At 59.8% G+C, this 19923-nt stretch carries 31 protein-coding genes and 3 pseudogenes; 22 read left to right on the plus strand and 12 right to left on the minus strand.

The window, feature by feature from the left end; translation table 11 throughout:
- Nucleotides 1–75: 75 nt before the first annotated feature.
- The 4 genes and pseudogenes from ACYCCG_RS12975 to gcvA all read right to left on the minus strand — a co-directional run bounded on the left by ACYCCG_RS12975 (nt 76) and on the right by gcvA (nt 3622).
- A pseudogene (locus ACYCCG_RS12975) lies at nt 76–1058 on the minus strand (IS5-like element IS2000 family transposase).
- A gap of 639 nt (nt 1059–1697) precedes the next feature.
- Nucleotides 1698–1961 (minus strand): DUF3077 domain-containing protein, encoded by a 264-nt coding sequence (locus tag ACYCCG_RS12980; protein ID WP_003249898.1) that lies wholly within the window; start codon nt 1959–1961, stop codon nt 1698–1700.
- A 71-nt stretch (nt 1962–2032) separates the two neighbouring features.
- Nucleotides 2033–2275 carry a hypothetical protein gene (locus tag ACYCCG_RS12985; RefSeq protein WP_003249899.1) on the minus strand — a complete coding sequence of 81 codons (243 nt, stop codon included), beginning with the start codon at nt 2273–2275 and terminating at the stop codon, nt 2033–2035.
- A 444-nt stretch (nt 2276–2719) separates the two neighbouring features.
- Nucleotides 2720–3622 (minus strand): transcriptional regulator GcvA, encoded by a 903-nt coding sequence (gene gcvA / locus ACYCCG_RS12990; RefSeq protein ID WP_459670670.1) that lies wholly within the window; start codon nt 3620–3622, stop codon nt 2720–2722.
- Nucleotides 3623–3723: 101 nt separating this feature from the next.
- Here gcvA and ACYCCG_RS12995 point away from each other — a divergent pair, with 101 nt between their 5' ends.
- The 4 genes and pseudogenes from ACYCCG_RS12995 to ACYCCG_RS13010 form a co-directional block, all read left to right on the plus strand.
- The gene (locus ACYCCG_RS12995; protein WP_459670672.1) at nt 3724–3885 is read left to right on the plus strand and encodes a hypothetical protein; all 162 of its coding nucleotides are present in this window, start codon (nt 3724–3726) and stop codon (nt 3883–3885) included.
- A gap of 15 nt (nt 3886–3900) precedes the next feature.
- Entirely contained in the window at nt 3901–4023 is a 123-nt protein-coding gene (locus ACYCCG_RS13000) for a hypothetical protein (protein ID WP_459670673.1), read from the plus strand.
- On the plus strand, nt 4016–4624 hold the full coding sequence (locus ACYCCG_RS13005; RefSeq protein WP_041167081.1) for a LysE family translocator: 609 nt from the start codon (nt 4016–4018) through the stop codon (nt 4622–4624). The genes ACYCCG_RS13000 and ACYCCG_RS13005 overlap by 8 nt, the downstream gene beginning before the upstream one ends.
- Nucleotides 4625–4751: 127 nt before the next feature.
- Nucleotides 4752–4901 (plus strand): annotated as a pseudogene (locus ACYCCG_RS13010) (helix-turn-helix domain-containing protein); the annotation flags it as partial.
- A 339-nt stretch (nt 4902–5240) separates the two neighbouring features.
- Here ACYCCG_RS13010 and ACYCCG_RS13015 read toward each other — a convergent pair.
- From ACYCCG_RS13015 to ACYCCG_RS13045, 7 genes and pseudogenes are all read right to left on the minus strand, one after another.
- Complete coding sequence (locus tag ACYCCG_RS13015; RefSeq protein ID WP_459670676.1) at nt 5241–5864, minus strand: YecA family protein; 624 nt, start codon at nt 5862–5864, stop codon at nt 5241–5243.
- Complete coding sequence (locus tag ACYCCG_RS13020) at nt 5861–7054, minus strand: tyrosine-type recombinase/integrase (RefSeq protein ID WP_459670677.1); 1194 nt, start codon at nt 7052–7054, stop codon at nt 5861–5863. Before ACYCCG_RS13020 ends, ACYCCG_RS13015 begins: the two co-directional genes overlap by 4 nt.
- Before the next feature lie 208 nt (nt 7055–7262).
- Nucleotides 7263–7505 (minus strand): hypothetical protein, encoded by a 243-nt coding sequence (locus ACYCCG_RS13025; protein WP_114941952.1) that lies wholly within the window; start codon nt 7503–7505, stop codon nt 7263–7265.
- Nucleotides 7495–8052 carry an HNH endonuclease signature motif containing protein gene (locus ACYCCG_RS13030; protein WP_459670679.1) on the minus strand — a complete coding sequence of 186 codons (558 nt, stop codon included), beginning with the start codon at nt 8050–8052 and terminating at the stop codon, nt 7495–7497. Before ACYCCG_RS13030 ends, ACYCCG_RS13025 begins: the two co-directional genes overlap by 11 nt.
- Complete coding sequence (locus ACYCCG_RS13035; protein WP_392545492.1) at nt 8049–8192, minus strand: hypothetical protein; 144 nt, start codon at nt 8190–8192, stop codon at nt 8049–8051. Before ACYCCG_RS13035 ends, ACYCCG_RS13030 begins: the two co-directional genes overlap by 4 nt.
- 263 nt (nt 8193–8455) lie before the next feature.
- Nucleotides 8456–8635, minus strand: a pseudogene (csrA, locus tag ACYCCG_RS13040) (carbon storage regulator CsrA); the annotation flags it as partial.
- An 89-nt stretch (nt 8636–8724) separates the two neighbouring features.
- Nucleotides 8725–9105: a LuxR C-terminal-related transcriptional regulator gene (locus ACYCCG_RS13045; protein ID WP_368805468.1), complete on the minus strand. Its 381-nt coding sequence runs from the start codon at nt 9103–9105 to the stop codon at nt 8725–8727.
- Nucleotides 9106–9261: 156 nt separating this feature from the next.
- Between ACYCCG_RS13045 and ACYCCG_RS13050 the strand changes: the two genes are divergently transcribed.
- Nucleotides 9262–9579 carry a DUF1654 domain-containing protein gene (locus ACYCCG_RS13050; protein ID WP_392545493.1) on the plus strand — a complete coding sequence of 106 codons (318 nt, stop codon included), beginning with the start codon at nt 9262–9264 and terminating at the stop codon, nt 9577–9579.
- A gap of 36 nt (nt 9580–9615) precedes the next feature.
- On the opposite strand, the gene ACYCCG_RS13055 is transcribed toward ACYCCG_RS13050, so the two are convergent.
- Entirely contained in the window at nt 9616–10446 is an 831-nt protein-coding gene (locus ACYCCG_RS13055; RefSeq protein ID WP_392545494.1) for an XRE family transcriptional regulator, read from the minus strand.
- A 91-nt stretch (nt 10447–10537) separates the two neighbouring features.
- Between ACYCCG_RS13055 and ACYCCG_RS13060 the strand changes: the two genes are divergently transcribed.
- From ACYCCG_RS13060 to ACYCCG_RS13140, 17 genes are all read left to right on the plus strand, one after another.
- Nucleotides 10538–10837, plus strand: a complete 300-nt coding sequence (locus tag ACYCCG_RS13060; RefSeq protein WP_392545495.1) for a Cro/CI family transcriptional regulator — start codon at nt 10538–10540, stop codon at nt 10835–10837.
- 320 nt (nt 10838–11157) lie between these two features.
- Complete coding sequence (locus tag ACYCCG_RS13065; protein ID WP_459670682.1) at nt 11158–11505, plus strand: hypothetical protein; 348 nt, start codon at nt 11158–11160, stop codon at nt 11503–11505.
- Nucleotides 11506–11513: 8 nt separating this feature from the next.
- Entirely contained in the window at nt 11514–11747 is a 234-nt protein-coding gene (locus ACYCCG_RS13070) for a hypothetical protein (RefSeq protein ID WP_392545497.1), read from the plus strand.
- On the plus strand, nt 11744–12040 hold the full coding sequence (locus ACYCCG_RS13075) for a hypothetical protein (protein WP_392545498.1): 297 nt from the start codon (nt 11744–11746) through the stop codon (nt 12038–12040). Before ACYCCG_RS13070 ends, ACYCCG_RS13075 begins: the two co-directional genes overlap by 4 nt.
- A complete protein-coding gene (locus ACYCCG_RS13080) occupies nt 12037–12633 on the plus strand; it encodes a hypothetical protein (protein WP_227696364.1) in 597 nt (198 codons plus the stop codon). Before ACYCCG_RS13075 ends, ACYCCG_RS13080 begins: the two co-directional genes overlap by 4 nt.
- A complete protein-coding gene (locus ACYCCG_RS13085; protein WP_392545499.1) occupies nt 12630–12860 on the plus strand; it encodes a hypothetical protein in 231 nt (76 codons plus the stop codon). Before ACYCCG_RS13080 ends, ACYCCG_RS13085 begins: the two co-directional genes overlap by 4 nt.
- A gap of 4 nt (nt 12861–12864) precedes the next feature.
- On the plus strand, nt 12865–13662 hold the full coding sequence (locus ACYCCG_RS13090; protein ID WP_459670684.1) for a helix-turn-helix domain-containing protein: 798 nt from the start codon (nt 12865–12867) through the stop codon (nt 13660–13662).
- Complete coding sequence (locus ACYCCG_RS13095; protein WP_459670686.1) at nt 13643–14443, plus strand: ATP-binding protein; 801 nt, start codon at nt 13643–13645, stop codon at nt 14441–14443. Before ACYCCG_RS13090 ends, ACYCCG_RS13095 begins: the two co-directional genes overlap by 20 nt.
- Nucleotides 14440–15831, plus strand: a complete 1392-nt coding sequence (locus ACYCCG_RS13100) for a replicative DNA helicase (RefSeq protein WP_459670688.1) — start codon at nt 14440–14442, stop codon at nt 15829–15831. Before ACYCCG_RS13095 ends, ACYCCG_RS13100 begins: the two co-directional genes overlap by 4 nt.
- A complete protein-coding gene (locus ACYCCG_RS13105; protein ID WP_459670689.1) occupies nt 15818–17152 on the plus strand; it encodes a tyrosine-type recombinase/integrase in 1335 nt (444 codons plus the stop codon). The genes ACYCCG_RS13100 and ACYCCG_RS13105 overlap by 14 nt, the downstream gene beginning before the upstream one ends.
- A complete protein-coding gene (locus tag ACYCCG_RS13110; RefSeq protein ID WP_459670691.1) occupies nt 17145–17441 on the plus strand; it encodes a hypothetical protein in 297 nt (98 codons plus the stop codon). Before ACYCCG_RS13105 ends, ACYCCG_RS13110 begins: the two co-directional genes overlap by 8 nt.
- Nucleotides 17438–17983 (plus strand): hypothetical protein, encoded by a 546-nt coding sequence (locus ACYCCG_RS13115; RefSeq protein WP_459670693.1) that lies wholly within the window; start codon nt 17438–17440, stop codon nt 17981–17983. The genes ACYCCG_RS13110 and ACYCCG_RS13115 overlap by 4 nt, the downstream gene beginning before the upstream one ends.
- Before the next feature lie 158 nt (nt 17984–18141).
- Nucleotides 18142–18435 (plus strand): DUF2513 domain-containing protein, encoded by a 294-nt coding sequence (locus ACYCCG_RS13120; RefSeq protein ID WP_459670694.1) that lies wholly within the window; start codon nt 18142–18144, stop codon nt 18433–18435.
- Nucleotides 18436–18521: 86 nt separating this feature from the next.
- Nucleotides 18522–18854, plus strand: coding sequence for a phage holin, lambda family (locus ACYCCG_RS13125; protein WP_459670696.1), 333 nt, complete (start codon nt 18522–18524; stop codon nt 18852–18854).
- A gap of 49 nt (nt 18855–18903) precedes the next feature.
- Nucleotides 18904–19116 carry a hypothetical protein gene (locus ACYCCG_RS13130; protein WP_459670698.1) on the plus strand — a complete coding sequence of 71 codons (213 nt, stop codon included), beginning with the start codon at nt 18904–18906 and terminating at the stop codon, nt 19114–19116.
- Between the two features lie 60 nt (nt 19117–19176).
- The gene (locus ACYCCG_RS13135) at nt 19177–19356 is read left to right on the plus strand and encodes a hypothetical protein (protein ID WP_277836233.1); all 180 of its coding nucleotides are present in this window, start codon (nt 19177–19179) and stop codon (nt 19354–19356) included.
- Nucleotides 19347–19676: an HNH endonuclease gene (locus ACYCCG_RS13140; RefSeq protein WP_459670700.1), complete on the plus strand. Its 330-nt coding sequence runs from the start codon at nt 19347–19349 to the stop codon at nt 19674–19676. Before ACYCCG_RS13135 ends, ACYCCG_RS13140 begins: the two co-directional genes overlap by 10 nt.
- The last annotated feature ends 247 nt before the right edge of the window (nt 19677–19923 follow it).

Consider the following 19923-nt stretch of genomic DNA (forward strand, 5'->3'; position numbering starts at 1 on the left):
CTTAGGGATGCCGAAAAGCCCGCTTTTCAGTCGCTGATTATTGGATAACCAAGGCAAAGCCTTGGTTATCTGGACTCACGGGCGCACCTCTCCCGCAGCAGGCAATAATTGCCGGCGCACCATCCACAGATTCGACAGGGCAAACAGCGTGGTCAGTTGCGCCGTGTTCTTGGCCAAGCCGCGAAAACGAGTCTTTACATAGCCGAACTGGCGTTTGATCACCCGGAACGGGTGCTCCACCTTCGCACGCACTTGCGCCTTGGCCTTTTCGATCTTGCGCTTGGCTTGGTAGAGCACGCTGCGTTTGCTCAAGTGTTTGTAGGTGCTGCGGCGGGCAGCGACCTGCCATATCACCTGCCGTCCCTCGTGTTCTGGCCGCTTTTCCACGCCTGTGTAACCCGCATCCGCACACACGACATTCTCTTCGCCATGCAATAGCTGAGCGACCTCCGTCACGTCAGCTACGTTCGCGGCGGTGCCATGAACGTGATGCACCAGACCCGATTCAGCATCCGCGCCGATGTGGGCCTTCATGCCGAAATAGTACTGGTTGCCCTTCTTCGTTTGATGCATTTCAGGATCGCGCTTGCCTTCCTTGTTCTTGGTCGAACTGGGCGCGTGGATGATGGTAGCGTCGACAATGGTGCCCTGGCGCAACGACAGGCCCTTGTCTTGCAGGTAATTGTTGATGGTTTCCAGAATGCCGGCTGCCAACTGATGCTTCTCCAGCAGGTGCCGGAAGTTCATGATCGTCGTGTCTTCGGGGATCGGAGCGCTGAGCGTCAGACGAGCGAACTGGCGCATCGAAGTGATCTCGTACAGCGCCTCTTCCATGGCGGGATCGCTCAAAGAGAACCAATTCTGCAGCAGGTGAATGCGCAGCATGGTTTCCAGAGGATAAGGCTTGCGGCCACCGCCAGCCTTTGGGTAGTGAGGCTCGATCAACGCCACCAGTCCACTCCACGGAACCACCTGTTCCATCTCGGCCAGGAAACGCTCGCGACGGGTTTGCTGCGCTTGCCGGCGTACTCGAAATCGGAAAAGCTCATCTGACTCATGGGATGGCGGACTTGTAGAAGGCAGTTGGACGGAGGGCTATTTCAGCACAGGTCAGATGGCCTGTGCTGACTTGATCGGAGAATCCCTAAGACGACTTCGTCAGTCAGCATCACGCCTTTACTCACAGGGTTTTGCAGGGCGAAAAGGGCGGCATCAATCTGGTGTGGGTTGAGATCGACACTGGCGTCGAACAGCGACTGGGAAAGTCGGTCTTCTTCGCTGGCTGCACGACGGCGCGTCAGCTCCCAAGCGAAATACTTGGCGTGATGGGGCGTGAGGCTGCTTGTGGAATCTGAGTGTCGACATCAACTACCCTCGGTAATTTCTATGAGCCGAACGATGCAGATCCTGCATCCGGGGCTGGTTTTGAGTCGCTGAACTGGGTTGCGACCATTTCCCAACTTTACCGATATGAGGGTTAGGTTTGTAGCTTTGTTAGGCTGGACTGGTCCACCCTGAATTTCTCGGTGCACAATGCGCCTGATTACTAACTGGATATTTGTTTGAATCGTAACGGTACATTTGAATAGATTTAAAACGGGCTGGAAGCTCTCATCCAGCAGCAACTGGCGGGGGCGTTGGAGTAACAGGGGACCAAGCGGCTGACGCTGACCCCTTTAAGCATCGCGGGGCGTGATTCAACGCATCATGCCGAGTTCTGCATCATCCAGTAGCGCTTTGCCCAAAGCACAGAGGTAGTGCGCCGCCCAGATCAGTTTTGGCTTGTCTTCCATCAGCCCGTCGATGGTCAGGTCCCGCGCGTAGCCCATCAGTTCCGAGGCCTGTTCGCGGGCGTTTTGACAAGGAATGCCTGCTTCGATACGGAACAGTGGGTGGGTCTGGTTTTCACCTTGAAAGAAGATGGTTTTACCGACTGTGCATTGGGTGTCTTCGGTTGTCATTGTTCAGTTTCCCTGGTTGTGCTGATGCGCCGGTAAGCCGGGCTCCCACAGTTTTCCGCTCGGTCTGCGAATCAATGCATAGGTTGCGGGTTGGCTGTTTGCTGTATTTGCGTCAGCGCGGATTCGAGTAATCGCCGCAGGGTTTCAAGCTCGTGCATCGAGGCCATGATCAACACCGATGCGGGTGACTTGGGCTGCATCAGAATTGCCTGCTGGGCTACGGCTTCTGCGCAGAGCGCGTAGTCCGAGGCCATCATGATCGTGTCTTCCAGGGAGTGGAGGTGATGGGGTGGGTCGGGGACTATCTTCAGCATGGCGTGGCTCCTGTCGTAGTGAAGCAACCACCCACCGCGGCTAAACAGTAAGGTGGCAACTGTACGCGGGTTAGCCGACCGGGACGTCAGGCACCCGGCGCACCCGAAGGTGCCCCACGCACAGCCGCCATAAAGCGCCAATGCCGATTGCTCGGAATTGCACGGCTGTGTTGTCTGACGATAGCGGGCGGCTAAACCCGGTCGTTGAATGCCAACGACACGTCGAGACTAGAGACCATATTTAACATGTGCAACGGAAAACAGGCGCAGGCAGTATCTTTGGGAAACGCCCTACAAGAAAGGGGTTAAATCCGATTTTTTCGACCCGCAGCGCCAACTGCCAGGCACAAAAAAAGACGCCCGAGGTCCCCTTCGATAACACTGCAGGTGTCTTCTCGATGCGCCGTTACCGGTGCAGGACGGCGCGCTGCGGGTCAGTGGCGCTCATAACGGCAACGGGTCGCTGCCCGGGCTGAATTGCGAGAACATCCAGTCGATGAACACCTGGGTCTCGGCGACCGCATCCTGGGATACGCCGTAGTAGTAACGGGTCAGTGGCAGGCGCAGGTGTGGCAGTGGGCTGTGCAGGCGACCGGTGGCCAGGTCTTTGCCCAGCAGCGAGGCCGGACACAGCGCCACGCCAAGTCCATCGACGGCGGCCTGCAGCACCAGGTGCATGTGGTCGAACTGCAGACTTGGCTGGCGCTGCGGCTGGCTGACACCGGCCAGTTTGCACCAGGCCGCCCAGTCGCCACTGCGGGTGCGGCCCGAGAGCAGGGTATGGCGCAGCACATCGCTCGGTGCAACTACCGGTATCGCCTGCAGCAGGGCGGGTGCGGCGACCAGCAGCATGTCGTCCTCGAGCAGGACGTGCGGTTCCACGTTGGCCGCCCAGCCCGAGCTGCCACGGCGTACCACCACATCGAAGGCTTCCCGTGACTGGTCCGGGGCCAGGGTGCTGGTGACCACCTCAGGCTGGATGTCCGGATGCTGCGCCATGAAATCGGGCAGGCGCGGGATCAGCCAGCGCACCGCGAAAGACGGTCGGACATTGATCATTACCTTGCGCGGCGCACTGCCGCGGGTCAGGGCGTTGGTGGCGTTGGCGATCTGCGCCAGGCCCTGGCTGATCTGTTCGAAATAGGCCTGGCCGATCGGGGTCAGCAGCGATTGCCGGTTGCGGCGTTCGAACAGCACCACCCCCAGGTGTTCCTCGAGCAGCCGGATATGGCGGCTGACGGCGCTGTGGGTAACGTGCAGCTCTTCGGCGGCACGGCTGAAGCTCTGGTGACGCGCAGCCGAGGAAAAGGCTCGGACGGCGTTCAAGGGCGGGAGGTCGGCGATCATCTGTCTAATTTAGTCACATCAAAGGCGCAATTAAAGCGTTTGTCAGCAGTCGCGCTTCGCGCCACCCTGAGGGCCGCTCTTTCTGCCCTGGCCACCGCCCCGTGTCTGTGAACACCACCCAAGCTGCCGATCGGGATTCGCTGCGCGCCGTCGTGATACTTGGCTTGTGCCTGCCCGGCGATGTCCTGCTGTATCTGTTGCTGTCGATGCAGCCGCTGGATGGCGCCACCTGTATTCAGGCGCTGTGTGGCGAGCGGGGGTAGAGGCGTTATCAAGGCTTGCAACCGTACCTCTATGTGGTCGGTGCCGGCCTGCTGTTCACCCGGCTGCCGGGGCAATACCTGCTCTGGGCGGCGCGGACGTTGTTGAACCTGCTGCCAGGAGGCATGCTGCATGGCTAGTTATGGACTGTTCCTCATTCTCGCGACGCTTACCGTACTCAGCCCTGGCCCCGGAGTGGTGCTGACACTTTCCAACGCCCTGCGCCATGGATGGAGTGGCGCGCTGCCCGGGATCCTCGGTATCGCCCTGGGCGCCTTCATCGTCGCCGGACTCTCGGCCAGCAGTGTCGGGTTGATCCTAGCGACCTCTGCGATGGCGTTCACCGTGCTCAAGTATGTTGGTGCCCTGTACCTGCTGTACCTGGGGGTCAAGATGTGGCGCACGCAGCGCTTTATCTCTGAGCTCACAGTGACCGCCACGCAACCCTGGCGCCGTTTTGTCGAGGCGCTGTCGATCCAGTTGCTCAACCCCAAGGCAGGGTTTTTCTTCCTGGCGGTTTTCCCGCAGTTCATCCGTGCGCAGGACAGCTACTACAGCCAGTTCTTCATACTGGTGTCGTCCTACGCCCTGCTGGTGGTGCTGGTGCACACCGGCTATGCGCTGGTGGCCAACGGCGCCAGGGGCTGGTTGTCGACCAACCGCGGCGCTCGGATTGTCGGCAAGCTTTCGGGCGTCACTTTCTTCTGTTTTGGCATGCTGATGGCGTCGGCCAGCAAATGAACCGTTTTGAATGTAACCAGGAGGCTGCATGGCCAGGAAGGCACTGGAATTCCTGCTGTCGGATGACGACCGCGCACATCTGAGGAAGACTGCTCGCTCCGGGCGAATGCCCTATCGCAGCGTTACCCGGGCCTCGATTCTGCTGTTGCTGGACAGTGGACTGACACCGAAGGAGGTCAGCTTGCGGCTGAACGTTACCGCGCCGGTGGTGTTCAAGTGGCGTAGTCGGTACCTGGCCAATGGTATCGACGGGCTCGAGGATCTGCCGCGTGGTGGGGTGGGTAGGGGATTGTCGCTGGTGGGGTGAGGGCGACTGCGCTTTGGTGAGTCAAATTGCTGATCTCAACGCGTTGCCTACCCTATTCATAGCCCATCAGTTCCGAGGCCTATTCGCGGGCGTTTTGGCAAGGAATGCCGGCTTCGATGCGGTTTGGGAAACGCCCTACAAGAAAGGGGTTAAATCCGATTTTTACGACCCGCAGCGCCCAAATGCCAGGCACAAAAAAAGACGCCCGAGGGCGTCTTCTTCTTTGGATTTGGTGGAGCCGGGGGGATTTGAACCCGCGTCTAGGCCTTGCTTCTCCAGCTCTCCAGAGCAGAAGCTGGCATTAAGCTGTCATTTTCCGATAAGCGCCGCCGTCAGCTGATGAAGCTTTTTTTCGTGGCATCGTTTGTACCTTTCACCACTGCCGCATGCGCACAATGCGTTTCTGTTAGCTCCGTTTATGATGGCGCCCATAATAAACTCTTTTGCTTGGGCGAAACTTGTGTACAGATGCGCTTCCTGACCTTCGAGTTGCGCACCGTTCCTGACTTGGCCAAACCGCAAATGATTTGCTTCGCATAACTTAATGAAATCGCCAACTATTTTATTATCGCTGGCGGGAACTCGAATACTGTCGACTCTTCGCCCTTGGAAGATGAGTGATGGGTCGGGCAAAAATACGACCTGCTTGTCACCGTCATGGGTGGGCGTTACGTCGCGAATAACACCGTCCTTGGATTTCCATACTGCGTGAAATTCGGCCTCGGTAAACACCCCAGGCCAGTCCCATATCAGCCATCCGTGAACAGCTTCACCACCTTCGTTTCGAGCCTTGGTTGCGACGTTATCGAAACACTCTCCTATCTGGCTGAACGACTCAGGCGTAACGTCCAATATAATCGGGTTCTCTGATGAGATTTTTTTGCAGAAATCTAGTATTCGCTGCGGGAGCCCTACGGGCGCGACAGTGTTCATCCCTTCACCTGTTGTTGATTTTTTTCGATGTTGTCGACCTTCCCATCAGATGTCCACATCTGAACGGCTTTTTCCCCTGCGACAGTATCCGCCGTAGGCATCCATCGGCCATAGACCCGTGCAATCATCGTCCAGTCGCTGTGCCCCATCTGCTTCGCCACCCACATCGGATGCTCCCCGGCCGAGAGCATCATCGAAGCGTAGGTGTGGCGAGTCTGGTAGGGGCGCCGGTACCGAACACCTGCCTTCTTCATCGCGGGGTGCCACATGGTCTTGCGGATCGGCTGATCGCCAGTCCAGCGCTCAAGGGTGCGTGGGTTTTGGAATACTTCTTTGTCAGCCAAGAACGTGTATGCCTTCTGCGCCGTTAGCGCTTCGAGGGCAGGGCGCAGCAACTTCACTGACCGCCGGCCGGCAGCCGTCTTGGTCACCTCGGCCTCTCCACCTGCAGCCTGGGTCATTGCCCGGCTGATCAGCACTTCCCCCCGTACCCAGTCCACATCACCCCAATCCAGGGCCACCAGCTCGCTTGTCCGCAGGCCAGTCCACAGCGCGAACTGCACCATGTTCTTGGCCTGGCCGTTCAAGGCCGCTAGGATCGCTTGCTGCTCCTCAGGCAAGAACGGGTCCACATCGTCATCCTTCGGCGGAGCTTCCTTCCTGGCGTAGGTCCACCCGGCCAGCGGGTTGATATCTAGCAACTCCTCATCGACGGCATCATTGAGTGCAGACCGGAGGCAGCTCTGGATGTTGCTCAGTGTCTTGTTGCCGACCTGCAGGTCATCCAGCCAGTCACGCACCAGCTTCCGTTTGAAGTCCACCACCAGGTGATGACCGAGCGCTGGCACCAGTCGAAGCTCGACAATCTTCCTGTAGCCCTCGAAGGTGCTGCTCGATATGTGCTTTTGCTTGGCGGCCAGCCACCTGGTGAGAAACCCACCCACCGTTTCCTGACTGGTCTCGGGTGCGAACTTGGAGGCCCTGGGCGAGCCAGGGAACGTGACGGCATAGTCGAACGTCCCCTGGGCGATCGCATGCTCGATCGCTGCCTTGTGCTGCTGGGCCTTCTTCAGATTAGTGGCGGTGGGCTTAAGCGGGACGCGCTCGCGGCACCTAACACCCCGGAACATGAACGTGATCTCGATGCTCGAGTCTGAGACTGCCCTGACACCGCTCCCGCCTCTACCCATGATTCATATCCTTCCATGTCAATAAGCGTCCGGCCATCCGGCGCCTTTAGCCAAATTTCACCAAGCCGCCAGATCCCGTCGCGGATCTTTGAGCGGATCGCGTCCTCGGTGTAGCCAGACTCACTGGCAAACTTTCTGACGGTCATGTAGCGCATTGCCTTACTCCACCTGACGCGTCAGGTTTTGGTTGTCACGTTGATCTGTCACGTCAGGTCCTTTTTGCCGGCGGCAGGGCTGGTTTCGATTCGATGAACGTGCTGGCTGAGTTCTCGCCGCCAATGTGGCGGAAGTAGTCAATCTCAACCTTTGCGCTTTCAATAAGAACGCGGCTGATATCCGATACTGACTGGGCACGCTGAACCTCTTTGGCCAGACTGTCGTCGTCGGCTTCACGCACCGCTTCAAGCTGAGCGAAGAGGTGGTCGCGAAGGTCACTGAGCTTATTTTTCATTCCTAGTCTTCCTCTTGATCTCTTTTTTCAGTTCGTTCTGCAGGTGGAGGATGTCTACGATCTCTTCCGGCAAACCTTTGTAGTGATGGTTGTTGCGCAGCTGGTGCTCGGCACGTGTGCGCAGGCATAGGTTGGCCAAGTCCGTGTTCTGCACGTCGCCGTCTTTGGCTGCTACAACCATCCCCTCTGGAACGGGTCCGTTGGCTTGCTCCCAGGTGTAGGTATGAAGCGGCTTCCACACGTCGGGCTGAGCTACCTTGATCAGCGTGTACCGACCCTTGCGGTGGGTGGCGCCTACTGGCATTGGATCTTGGCCAATCTGACCCCCTTTGGCCTCCAGCCTGGCAAGCAGGATTCGGCGATGCGTTTCCGACCTGTGGGCATCGGTCTTAACCAGTCCAAACTGGGCTGCCCTCAACGTGATGGCTGTCTTCGTCCGCCCTGGCAAAAGCAGGCAAAGCTCCTTGTTGGTTTTGTTGGGATACAGCTGGCGAAGGAGTGCATCCTCCGCCTCAGTCCAGCGCTTGACCGGCCCGCGCTTAGTCACGCTCTGCTCCGAAAGTGGTCGGCCAGAACTCGTCGCCCGTCCAGGCCGCAGGCGGCAGACAGGTCGAGGACCTGGCCAAAGGTGGTGTCGCGCTGCTGCAGGGCATCCCACAGCAGTAAGAGCAGGCCGGCCTGGCTCATGGCTCCTGATCTCGAGGCTTTTCCGTCTGCTGCACCTGGTCACGATCAAGGAGCCGGTCGATCCGGGCTAGGAGCAGGTCGCGATACTCGACGTTGACCAGATCGTCGTTGATGTAGGCGATCGCCTCGCGCAGCAGTACGTCGGCCTCCTGCAGTTGGGCCTCACGTTCCGCCAGCCTGGCCTGCAGGTCGCCCTCGCTGGCGCCGATCGACAGGTCGCGAGGATCGACTGATGCTGGCGCGGTCTCGGAGCTTGGCGCTGTGGATGGAAGATGGTCGCCCTGAGCACGAATGCGCTCGAAGATTTCCTGGCGATGCACGGGCACTCCGGCCGGGGCTTCGACCCCGACTCGGGTTTGCATGCCCTTCACGCCGAGAATGGTGACAGCGATATCGTTGTTGATGCGGATGGTTTCGCCTACGCGGCGCGTCAAAATCAACATGGTCAAACTCCTTTTTCAGGCAAGCCGGTGGCCTGCCGCGTTTGTTGGCTTTCGCAAAATCAGGGTTGGATCAGGTCAGGCTGGCAGCGTCACGCCACCGCCAAGGCGCACTCAGCGCGTCGGGTTGCTATACGGGTTTCAATCTTACGTTCGCCTTGACGGCGTACGCGTGTGAATTCGTCAGTGCTGGATACGGAATGTCCAACCAACACAGCGCAAATGGTCACGACCATCGGGGAAATCAGGCCTCTCCGCATTGCTTCTGCCACGAGTTGCGCACGCTTGATCACACCGAGTTTGGTGCTGGCAGCAAGCAAGCGCTTGTCGATAGTGTCCTTGGCTACGCCCAGCTCACGGGCGGCTTCTTTGCTGGTCATCCCGCATGCCACAGCCATGACGCACTGGAGCTCGCGTTCTGCCAAGCCCAGCCCAAGGCTGCCAGTCCAGTTACCGAAAGTCAGTGCGTTCATGTTCTTCGCTCCGTGCGAGTGAGTTGATACGCAAATAATGGTTTCCCTTTATTTTTCTGTCAACAGGTATGCCTTTATTTTTTCGCGACACTTCCCTCATACGGTATCGCTTGGGTACCCTTTGCTGTATGGATATACAGTTATCAGGAGAGGGTTGTGGCCAAGCAAAAAAAACAAGCGGCAGAGCAGCGCACGGAGATGACAGGCATGGAGCGCTTGGTCTTGAGGGTTTCTTCGATGATCAACCACCCGATAGCTCAGACCCAGAGATGGGTCACAATTCACCAGCTTGATACTGATAGCGATCAGAGTTGGGAGGAGGTCATGAGCATGATCGCTGAGACCCCAGGAATAGAAATGACCTTCAGCGATGATGGAAGCGTGACGCTTCAGTGGGAGGCCGACGAAGAGCAGACCTCCACCTTGGCGATGGAGGAGGCAGAAGCCGAAGAGGAGGTCGCCGCCCCGTTTTAAGGGCGGCAATTGCGCGCTGTGCCCTTGCTCGGCGCGCTACAGAAGGTTGCCATTCCAGACGTATAGGACCTTTGCCTGGATGTAGGTCTCCTCTTTGCGGATCATCCGATCCTTATGTTTAGGGTTGTCGGAGATCATCTCGTAATGCTCATCGTCCGCGACTTGGAGGCGCTTGATGTACTCATGCCCACCCCAAGAGATGAAATACACTCCATCGCCGATGAAGTCGCGAACAGTCACGTCGACAATCAATGGATCGCGATCCTTGATGGTTGGAGCCATTGATTGACCCCAGCCAGTGACGAGCTTCAGGTGATGTGGCTCTTTGAAGTCAAGCCCCAGTTCCCGTAGGTGGCTCAAGCTGACGCGAACGTCTCTGAGCATCTCCGGGTAGTCGTGCGTTACTTGGCCTCCACCCATTGCTCCTCGCACGTCATAGTGTGCAATTCGGATCATATCGCCAGCGGAGCCACGAGTAGAACCCACCTTTGCAGAGCCGTCGCCAGGGTGTGAATCGGTCTCTTCGGCAGCTTGGAGTAGGCGATTGCGCGCCTCTTCCGACAGGCCCGAGCCCGTTTTTGCCAGCATCTGCCTGACCATGTCAGCAGCCGAGAGCTTCTGTATCTCCTCACCGACGAGAGCGTAGCCAGGCTCGGTTGGGGCGGGGATGCTACCCACTCCCTCCGCCAACCATAGCGCGTCAACCCCACAGATCTGGGCGATCTTCACCAGGTGGCTACTGGATCGGGAGAGCCCTCTCTCGATTTCCGAGATTGAGGCTTGCGCGATGCCAGCCCTTTCGGCCAGCTCGGTCTGGGTAAGCCCTTTCAGGCGGCGGGCGTGTTTGAGTCGATCTTTGAGTTCCATAACGCACCAATCTAATGGTTAGCCTTTTTCCTTGCAAAAAGGTATGCCTCTAAAATACAGTAAAGGCATACCTCTATTCGGCGTTAAGCCCATGAATGAAATCTTCAATGACCTGGTCAAGTTTTTTGGCGGCCAGGTGGCAACAGCGAAAGCGCTTGGCGTGACGCAAGGCACTGTCAGCGGTTGGGTGCGGGGCGTCCATGGCTGCTCTGCTGATATGGCGCTGATCATTCAGGCCAAAACTCATGGGCGTTTCGCCGCTTCAAGCATTCGTCCCTCGCTGGCGGAATCGCTCCCGAGCTTGGATCAAAAGGTACCAGCCAAGAGCCATCAAGCGCAGACCAACGAATCTGCTGTTAATCCATCCAGTGCCGTGCAGGCCTCCCAATGAATGCCCCTCATGCCATATCGATACCTCAGGGAAAGCTGTCATGGGCAAGAAATTCATAGCGCGGAAAGGCAGGGCAAAATTGATTTCAAGCCAGATCAGTCGCCAGGCCTTGATTTCGACTTTTTCTGTGAGAGCTTGGAAGGCAGGGGGGAAATTTCAATGACTAGCACAGACACCGGAAAGCCGGCTTAACCGAGCGGCCCCACCAGTTTCTGCATTTGGCTTAGCCCAGAAAGCAGAAAACCCGGCTTCGCAGGCCGGGCTTCTTAACCAGTCCCCTGGCAGGGACTTTTTGAATCTTCGTTCTGTAGGAGGACGAGATGCACCCGAAAAATATCACTGAGGCACCGCCAACGCAAGCGGGCCTGCTCGTGACCATGGCGACAAAGTTCAACCAGAACGGCGATGAGTTCTTCTTCTCGACGGTGCCTGGGATCAGCTGCTCTGAGGCGTTCAACTTTGCAAGTGCCAATCTGAGCGCAGCAGAAGACCTGCTCGGCCAGCTCATCCAGGCCAATGCAAGCTGTAACTTGGCTTTTGCGATCCGCGCATTGGTTGGCCAAGCGAGAGCGCTGATCGACTCCGGGGTTGGACCTGTCGAGCAGGCCGAAGACTTCGCGCCACAAAACCTTGCATCTCCGGTTCGTGGCGCGGGGGTGTCGGAATGAGCCATCCCATGACCAAGTTTTCTTCCCCCGCCAAGCGCGTAGAGGAGGGGCTTGAGCTGCTGGCGATCCTCGCCGAGGTGCTTGAGCACAACGGCGGCTTCAAGGACAGCGCCCCAGGCGAACACCCAGCAATGATCGGCGAACGCGGCGAGGACGGCATCATCCGCTCCATGCGAGTAATCGCCTGGGCGGCTCACCGAGAGTTTTGTCAGATGGCTACGGACTTGGAGATCCCACAATGAACCATATTGTCCCCGCGTGGAATCCAGATGGTTTGCATGGTGAGATCGTTAACGACGTGACCCTCACCGCAGCGGATATAGCGCGTTTCAACGAAGCGCGCGAATCATTCAAGTTGATCAAAGCCTTGTACTGGGCACATGTCGTGCCCTCGCTCGGGGGATTCGACAATCCTGTAGCCGGCGAACTTGAGCGCCTGTTTGAGCGCGTCGTTTTCGACACGCGAAACTTTATGTGGCCTCACCGCAACGCGGCTGCCTTCCATGATGCAAAAGATGTGGGAGGTGCTGCATGAGCAACGTTATCAATTTCCCCGCCGCCCCCGCAGCTGAGGTGATCGACGAAGCCTTCTTCGAGAAGTTCGCCGATGCTGCCCTGCTGATGACGTGCTTCGAGACCGTCGCCAACGCCATCGAGGTGGTGGAGGAGGGCGTCAAGATCCATGAGCGCGACGAAACGCACGTCAGCCTTATTGAGGCATGCATGGCGCTGGCGGTGCTCTTCCGTAGGCGGACTGGCCATGCCGTGCAGACTGTTTCTGCTGATCACCTGGAGAAGCAGCGCCAGGCGCTGTTGGCGGGAGAGGTGATCAGTTCGCTACCGATCCCTATCCGCCCGCCTGAGCTCAAGCCGTTGCCCGCGTCTGCTTTTGCCGGCCTGGCCGATCTGGAGCTGGCGCAGGCTGGATTCAACTACATCAGGCGTGTCGGTGAGCTCATCAACGGGAATTGCCCTCAGCTGGTTGAGCTAGACCTGGCGAGAGCCCACTCGGTTGACGCCTTGAACGCATACAGCCAACTGATTTCCCGGCTTGCTGGCAGTGCTGCGCAGGATGTGAGTGCTTCTCTTCCGGCCATCACCGGTCCCTCATCGGAGACCCTCCAATGACCACGACCCCAATCCATGCCCAGGCGCTCCGGCAGCGCGCTGGCGCGTCGATCATCACCGGCCCTTGGCCAAGCTATGCCGCCTTCCGAGGCCTACCAGAGCGCGAGCGTTGGGTGCTGTACGGAAGCGCGAAGGCTTATCGCGAGGCGCTGGAGCTTCAGGGTTTCCAGATGGCCGAGAGCTACGACCAGTTTGTCCGGCGGGTGACCGCCGAGTTGGAGATTTGAATCCATGAGCGTTCAAGCAATGACCTGGGCCCTAGAGCAGCAGGAGGTTGGCGAACCGCACGCCCGCCACGTCCTGCTGTGCCTGGCCAACTATGCCGATCAGGATGGGCGCGCCGCGTTCCCTTCGGTGGCTCGTCTTGCAGTCGATACCGGCCTGAGCCCTCGCACTGTCCAGTATCGGCTTCGAGACCTAGAGCAGAAGGGAGCGATCCGCCGGGGCAACCAAGCGATTCCCGCTGCCTACATCACCCAGCGCGACCGCATTCCGGTGTGCTACGACATCGCTATGGAGCGGGGTGCACAGCATGCACCCGGTGCACGCCAAGACGTACCGGGGCGCACCCCAGAACACAACGGGGTGCACGCCACGACAGAACGGGGTGCACAGCATGCACCCGAACCATCAATTAACCACCAATTAACCACCCATAACCGTAAAGAAGGCGCAGGCGCCTCTGGTGATGGCAAAAGGAAGCGGAAGGCAAAAGAATCCTTTGACCCTCTAATGGTCAAGCCGGAGAACTGCTCTGATCGCGCTTGGGCCGATTTCTGCGAGATGCGCAAGGCAAAACGTGCACCGCTGACCAAGCGCGCTTGTGACCTGATTGCCAAGAAGCTGGAAGGGCACCAGAACGCTGATGCGGTCCTCGACAAGTCCACCGTCAGCTGTTGGACCGATGTTTACCCAGAGGCGACGGCAAACGCTGGCGCGCGACCAGGCCGGCCTGGCGCATTCAACAACCTCCCGCAGCACACCGATGACATGTACCAGGAGAGCCACGATGGCCGCCCAAATTTCTGATCTGTTCCACCGTACCCCGGCCAAGCGCATCTTCTCCGGCGAGTGCCCGGTGCATGGTCGCGTCGATATGAGCGAAGTCGAGCAGCTGGACGGCTCGATGCTGGCGCGTGGCTGCAAGCGCTGCGCTTGGGAGGCCTTGCATACCAGCCCCCGCGACTCGGCAGAACGCGCCCTGGCCACTGCCCAGCACAAGGTCGAGAAAGCCAGCGAAGCGCTGATCGCTGCCGGGATCACCCCGCGCTTTGCTGGCGCCACCTTCGACAGCTACCGCGCCGAGACGGAGCCGCAGCACAGGGCTCTGGCCAAGTGCCAGGCCTATGCCGAGCAGTTCCCGGCCAACTTCCGGGCGGGCCGGTCCCTGCTGCTGACCGGCAACGTCGGTTGCGGTAAGACTCACCTGGCCAGCGCTATCGTCCGCGCGGTGGTGGCCGATCAATGCCGTGCGCTGATCATCCCGGCCGGGGACATCGTGAGTATCGCCCGCGCCTCGATGGTGCCCGGCTCGGGCTACACCGACCGCGATGTAGCGGTCCACCTTGGCAGCCTGGATCTACTGGTGATCGATGAGGTTGGCGCCCAGAAGGGCAGCGAGTACGAGCTGGGCATGCTACACAGCATCATCGACCGCCGGTACCAGGCGGTACTGCCGACAGTGGTGATCAGCAACCTGAATGCCGAGGGCCTCAAGTCCTACATTGGTGATCGTGCCCTCGACCGCCTGCGGCAGAACGGTGGTCAGCAGGTTGGCTTCACCTGGTCCTCGATGAGGGCGGCGGCATGAGGGCGCTCTATAGTGACGAGGCCGAGCACGGCGTGCTTGGCGCGGTCATCCATGCTTCGCTGCGGCAGGACGCAGGCCTGGTCGAAGACATGCTCGGCCAGATGACCTCCGCCGACTTCTACCACGCCGACAATGCGGCCTTATTCGAGGCCATGCTGGAGTGCCGCGAGCAAGCCATGCCCATCGACCCGGTGACCTTGGGCGCTGTTCAGCGCCTGCTCCCGGGTGGCGACAACGTCATGGCCTATGCCGCTGAACTGGCCAGCAAGGTTCCCTCACTGGCCAACTGGAAGGCCTACGCCAAGCACGTCAAGGAGTGGGGCGTGATCCGCCGCATTCTGGACGTGGCGGGCGGGGCACAAGAGATGGTGCAGGCTGGCGTCCCCACGGGCGAGGTCATCGCTGCAGCCCAGCAGGCTATGGCTGACCTTCGAGATCTCGACGGCGAAACCAAGGGTTTCAAGCGCCTTGACGCTTGGATGGGGGACGCGGCCCAGATGGTGGATGACAAGCTGAATGGCAATGCCCCGGCTTGGCCGGCCACTGGCCTGGGGGATCTGGATGAACTGGTCCAGGGCATCCGCCCGAAGAAAGTAACCGTGATCGCTGGGCTGCCGGGTAGCGGCAAAACCACCCTGGCCCTGCAGATCGCCCAGCACAACGCCGTCAAGGTGCGGAAGCCGTGGTTGGTGTTCTCCATCGAAATGCCGGGTGAAGAACTTGGGCTTCGCGCCATCGCTTCGCTGGGTGGGGTTGCGCTGCATAAGCTGGATAACCCCGCCAAGATGGGCGATGACGATTGGGCGCGCATGGGCGGAGCGGTGGCCCAGGCGCTGGATGCCCCTCTCTTTGTCTGCGACGACCCAGTGCAGACCCCGGCCACCATTCGCGCCACTGCACGGCAGTGCCAGCGCGAGCATGGCCTGGCCGGGATCGTTGTCGATTACCTGACTCTGGTTCGCCTTGAGCGCGGCGGCCGTTCTCGCACTGAGGAAGTGGGCAAGATCAGCAAGGCCCTGCTCCAACTGGCCAAGGAAATGGGTATCCCGGTTATTGAGCTGGCCCAGCTGAACCGCGACTCGACCAAGCGCCCCGGCAAGAAGCCCCAGTCCAGCGACTTGCGCGACTCCGGCGAGATCGAGGCTGACGCCAGCTGCATCCTGATGGTGCACCGTGACATGGACACGGAAGAGGGCCAGAACGGCCTCACCGAAATCCTGATGACCAAGTGCCGTCACGCCCGGGTGGGCAGCTGCATCGTCCAGCAGGAAGGCCAGTATGGGCGTTTTGCCAACTTCTCCGGCTCGCTGCCCAGCGACGACGAGGTCGAGGCCGGGCGTGGCAGCTACGCCCAACGCTACAAGGGGGCTGGCAATGAGCGATTCTAAGACCCTGACCGTCACCCTCAGCGATGCGGAGATCCGTCGCCACGCTGCCGGCGAGGTCTTCCAGCTGCGCGATACCCGACATCGTGAGCTGCGGTTCCGCTTCTCTACCGTGGACCGCTCCCGCGGCGCCTGGCACGTCGTGGTGCGCGGGCGCTGGGGCAAGGCAGGCGATTACCCAGGGATCAACACCAAGACCATGCTGGCCACGCTGCCGGCAATCCTGGCCCGCCGTGCCGCCGATGCCGACGCCAAGTCCACCACCACCAGCTGGGCCACGGTGGGCGACGTGCTGGCGTGGTACCGCGACCGGATGAACCGTGATCGAGGCCTGTCCGCCAAGCGCAAGGCCAGTGCCAAGTCGGCGCTGGACCGCCACCTGGTGCCGCGCCTTGGGGATCTGCTATTGGCCGAGACCAACAAGCAGGCGATCGACCAGCGCCTGATGTGGCCGCTGCAGGAACGCTATGCCCTGTCCTTCGTGCGTTCGGTCTACGGCGTGCTTTCGGTCGCGTTCCGCCAGGCCCTGCGTCTGGACATGCTGCCCGCCAACCCCATGGCCTCATTGAAGTTCACCGACTTCGTGCGGACCCGGATCAGGCCGCGACCTGCGCGACTGCGTGGGGATGATGTGCCGGGCCTGCTGGAGGTGGTCGCCGAACGCTTCGAGGTGGAGCCGGCGGGCTGCATGCTGGCTTTGATGATGCTGTGCCACGGTTCGCGGCTGGGCGAGACCCGGCTGGCGCGCTGGCGCAACGTCAACCTTGAAGCGGGCCGCTGGTTCATTCCGGCGGGTGACACGAAGACGAAGGCCGAACACACCCTGCCGCTGACCACCCAGGCTTGCGCACTGCTGCGCCGGTACCGGCGCCTGCAGGCAGCCCAGGGTTACACCGGCCTGCTGTTGTTCCCGGGCAGCCAAGGTGCACCGCTGAGCCCGAGCAAGGCCAACACCTTGTTCACCGATCTGGCCAAGGGCGAGTGGTCAAGCCACGACCTGCGCAAGGTGGCCCGCACGGCGTGGACCGACCTCGGGGTGGATTACATGGTGGGCGAGCTGCTGCTGAATCACGCCATGAAGGATCTGGACGCCACCTACATCCACACCACGGCCGAAGGGCTGAAGCGTCAGGCGCTGGAGGCCTGGCACAAGCACCTCGATGGGCAGGGTTTCGCCGCCATTCACACCGAGACATTGCCGGGACAGAAAACTGGACCTGCAACCGCTGACGCCAATACGGGCGCGGGTTGCAGCACCTCACAGCATCCATCCCAAGGGAGGATGTTTAATCAAGAATCCAAGCCGGGGGACGGCCATGAGTAAGGTAACTGCGGCACTGCCGCGCAAGAGCCTCCAGGAGCATGAGCGCAAGTTCCTGAAGATCGCTGGCCAGCATCTGGCTGAGGAGAAGGCCGGCCCACACGCCATGGCCGCGCTGCTGGACATGGTCGCCAGCTGGCACGCCACCCGGATCGACATAGAATTCGGGGAGTACTGCAAGCGCTGGGTTGCCGAGGGCAACACGAAGAACGCCGCCGCTGACAAGCTGCTGCGCAACCTGTTGGGTCTGGACGACAATCCGCCACCTCGCCGAATCCGGAGGGCTGCATGACCGTATATAAGGACGCTGGACACTGCATCAGCCGTGTTATGTCGATCGAGATCCATGACGGCACGGCCAAGCCGGCATGGCAGAACCGCTACAAAGCCACCGCCGATGATGAGTTGCTGACTGAGCGGATCGATGACGGGCTTTCCCCGGAAGAGCGGACCACCCAGGACGCCATGACCCGATCCATGCTCAAGCGAATGCTGCCAGATGTGCAGTGGCATGCACTGGCTGGGAAGTACTCAATCAATGAGGCCGAGGTACAGGAGGCTGCCAGATACCTGACCCCGCGCGTGGTGAGCCCGGCGCACCACCTGTTCAAGATGAAGTGTGTTATGGCCTGGATGGTGCCTGAGCGCCGTCGCGGGCTACCGGCGTCGTTCTATGTGCTGCATAGCTGGGACGCTGAAGGAACTCCAGACCGAACGCTTCGGCGCTGGAGAGCAGTGACCATGCGCTGGCTGGACGATCGTGTGAATGAGGCCCACGTCGTTGTCGAGGGTTTGCTCGAGGAGCATGGTCTTTTGCTGCAATCCGCCGCTTGACAGTGACCGAGTGACCGCGTAACTTAATAACCTGCGGTTCGGTGCGTAAAAAGGTGACGCACGCGAGCATAGAAACCCCGGCCATTGTGTCGGGGTTTTTATTGCCCGTATCCCCGGCTAGACTCAGCCATCATCCAAGGCAGGATTTGAGGCTAACCATGAAGCGTGACTTAAAGCTGGTGCATGAGGTGCTGCAGTTCATCGAGATCACCGTCAACGATTGCGGGCCGACGCTGCTTGAGATCATGCAGGAGGTCGGCACAAATCGCGGAGTGTGGGACAGTGGTGAAGCTGAAGAGGATCTCAATGAGCAGATCGTCTATCAGCTGAATATATTGGAAACTGGTGGCTTTGTAGTGAAGACGGAGACTGAGCCGTATTCTGACCAGGCCGATGAGATCAACTTCCAGCTAACTTGGAGCGGGCACGATTTGCTCGACTCTATGCGTTAAGCGATCAGACTCGCTTCAACCATTTCAAGGGCTCGCCATTACGGCGGGCCTTTTCTTTTTCTGCTTCCCGCAAGGGAGGAACCCGGATGTCCAACATGCCAGACAAACCAGACACCTGGGCAGTTGCCCTTGCGTGGTTGAGCCAGCATTCGCCCCTGCTGTACGCGGCTGGCCTGTCCTGCGCCATGGCTGTACTGCGCATCACCTACGGTGGTGGCACTCGCCGGCAAATGCTGGTGGAGGGTGCTATCTGCGGCGGCCTGACCCTGACAATCATCAGTGGCTTCGAGTTCTTCGGCCTGCCACAGAGCATGGCTGCCTTCGTTGGTGGGTGGGTTGGCCTCCTTGGGGTGGAGAAAGTTCGTGCGATTGCTGATCGCGTTACCGACTTCAAGCTGCCGGGCCGCAAACCCGAGTAATCAGCGCCACAAAATCAGAGAGTGCCGTTTCGTGGCGCGAGGAATCACCATGGAAAAGAAACCCCTGATCCTTGGGCAGGAGCTTGGCCAGACCGTCTGCCAAGTGCTTGGGCTGGACCCATCGAAAGTCACATCCATCACCATTCGCATGGAGCCCAACACCGCTGCTTGCGTGGAGGTGGTCAACACCATCAGTCAGGCCGAAGGCAAGAATATCGCAGGCGCCTTGGAGGTCTACGGACTGACCCGGCGTGGCATGTGATGGCCTGCATTGGATGTGCCGCCCGGCGCGAACGAATGATGAAGTGGACGAAGGTGGCATATGAACGAGCACGCGGTCTCCTTGCTGGTGCAGATGCTGGCCGAGCAGAAGAAGCAGACCGGCCTGCTCGAGCAGATCGCAACCCAGAACCTGGCCCTGATCGAAGCGCTGGCTGATGACCAGGGTGCTGACCTGGACGACGAGGCGCGCACCTACCTGGACGGCACGCCATGCCGGTAAGGCCTGGCACGCACAAGCCTCATGCGCCGACTACGGCCAAGCACAAGCCACCAGAGACGCGACAAACCAGCACCGAGCGCGGCTACGGGTACAGGTGGCAGCAGGCCCGCGCTGGCTACCTGCGCAAGCATCCGCTTTGCGTGCATTGCCAGCGAGAGGGAAGAGTAGAGCCTGCCACTGAGCTGGATCACATCGTCCCTCACCGTGGTGACAAGGACCTGTTCTGGTCCAGATCGAACTGGCAGGGCCTGTGCCGAACGCACCACTCGCGCAAGACGGCGGCAGAGGATGGTGGCTTCGGCAACGCCCGGCGCACCTGATCCCGAGCGCGCACGCATGGCTCAAAAAATGACCAAGAACGACGAAATGAGACTGAATCTCGCTGCTGAGGTGGGGGGAGGGAAAAAGTCTGGGGCCTTTTGCTTCTAGACCGCGCCCGAAACCATTCTTTCGCGCCGTCAAAATTAGCATTTGAAAATTGAAGGTTGAAAAATGACCCGAGGACGGAAGCCAACGGCGCCCAACCTCAAGGTTCTGGCCGGTACCACTCGCCCGGATCGCGAGGAG

It is taken from the genome of Pseudomonas sp. VEM90 (assembly GCF_054611535.1).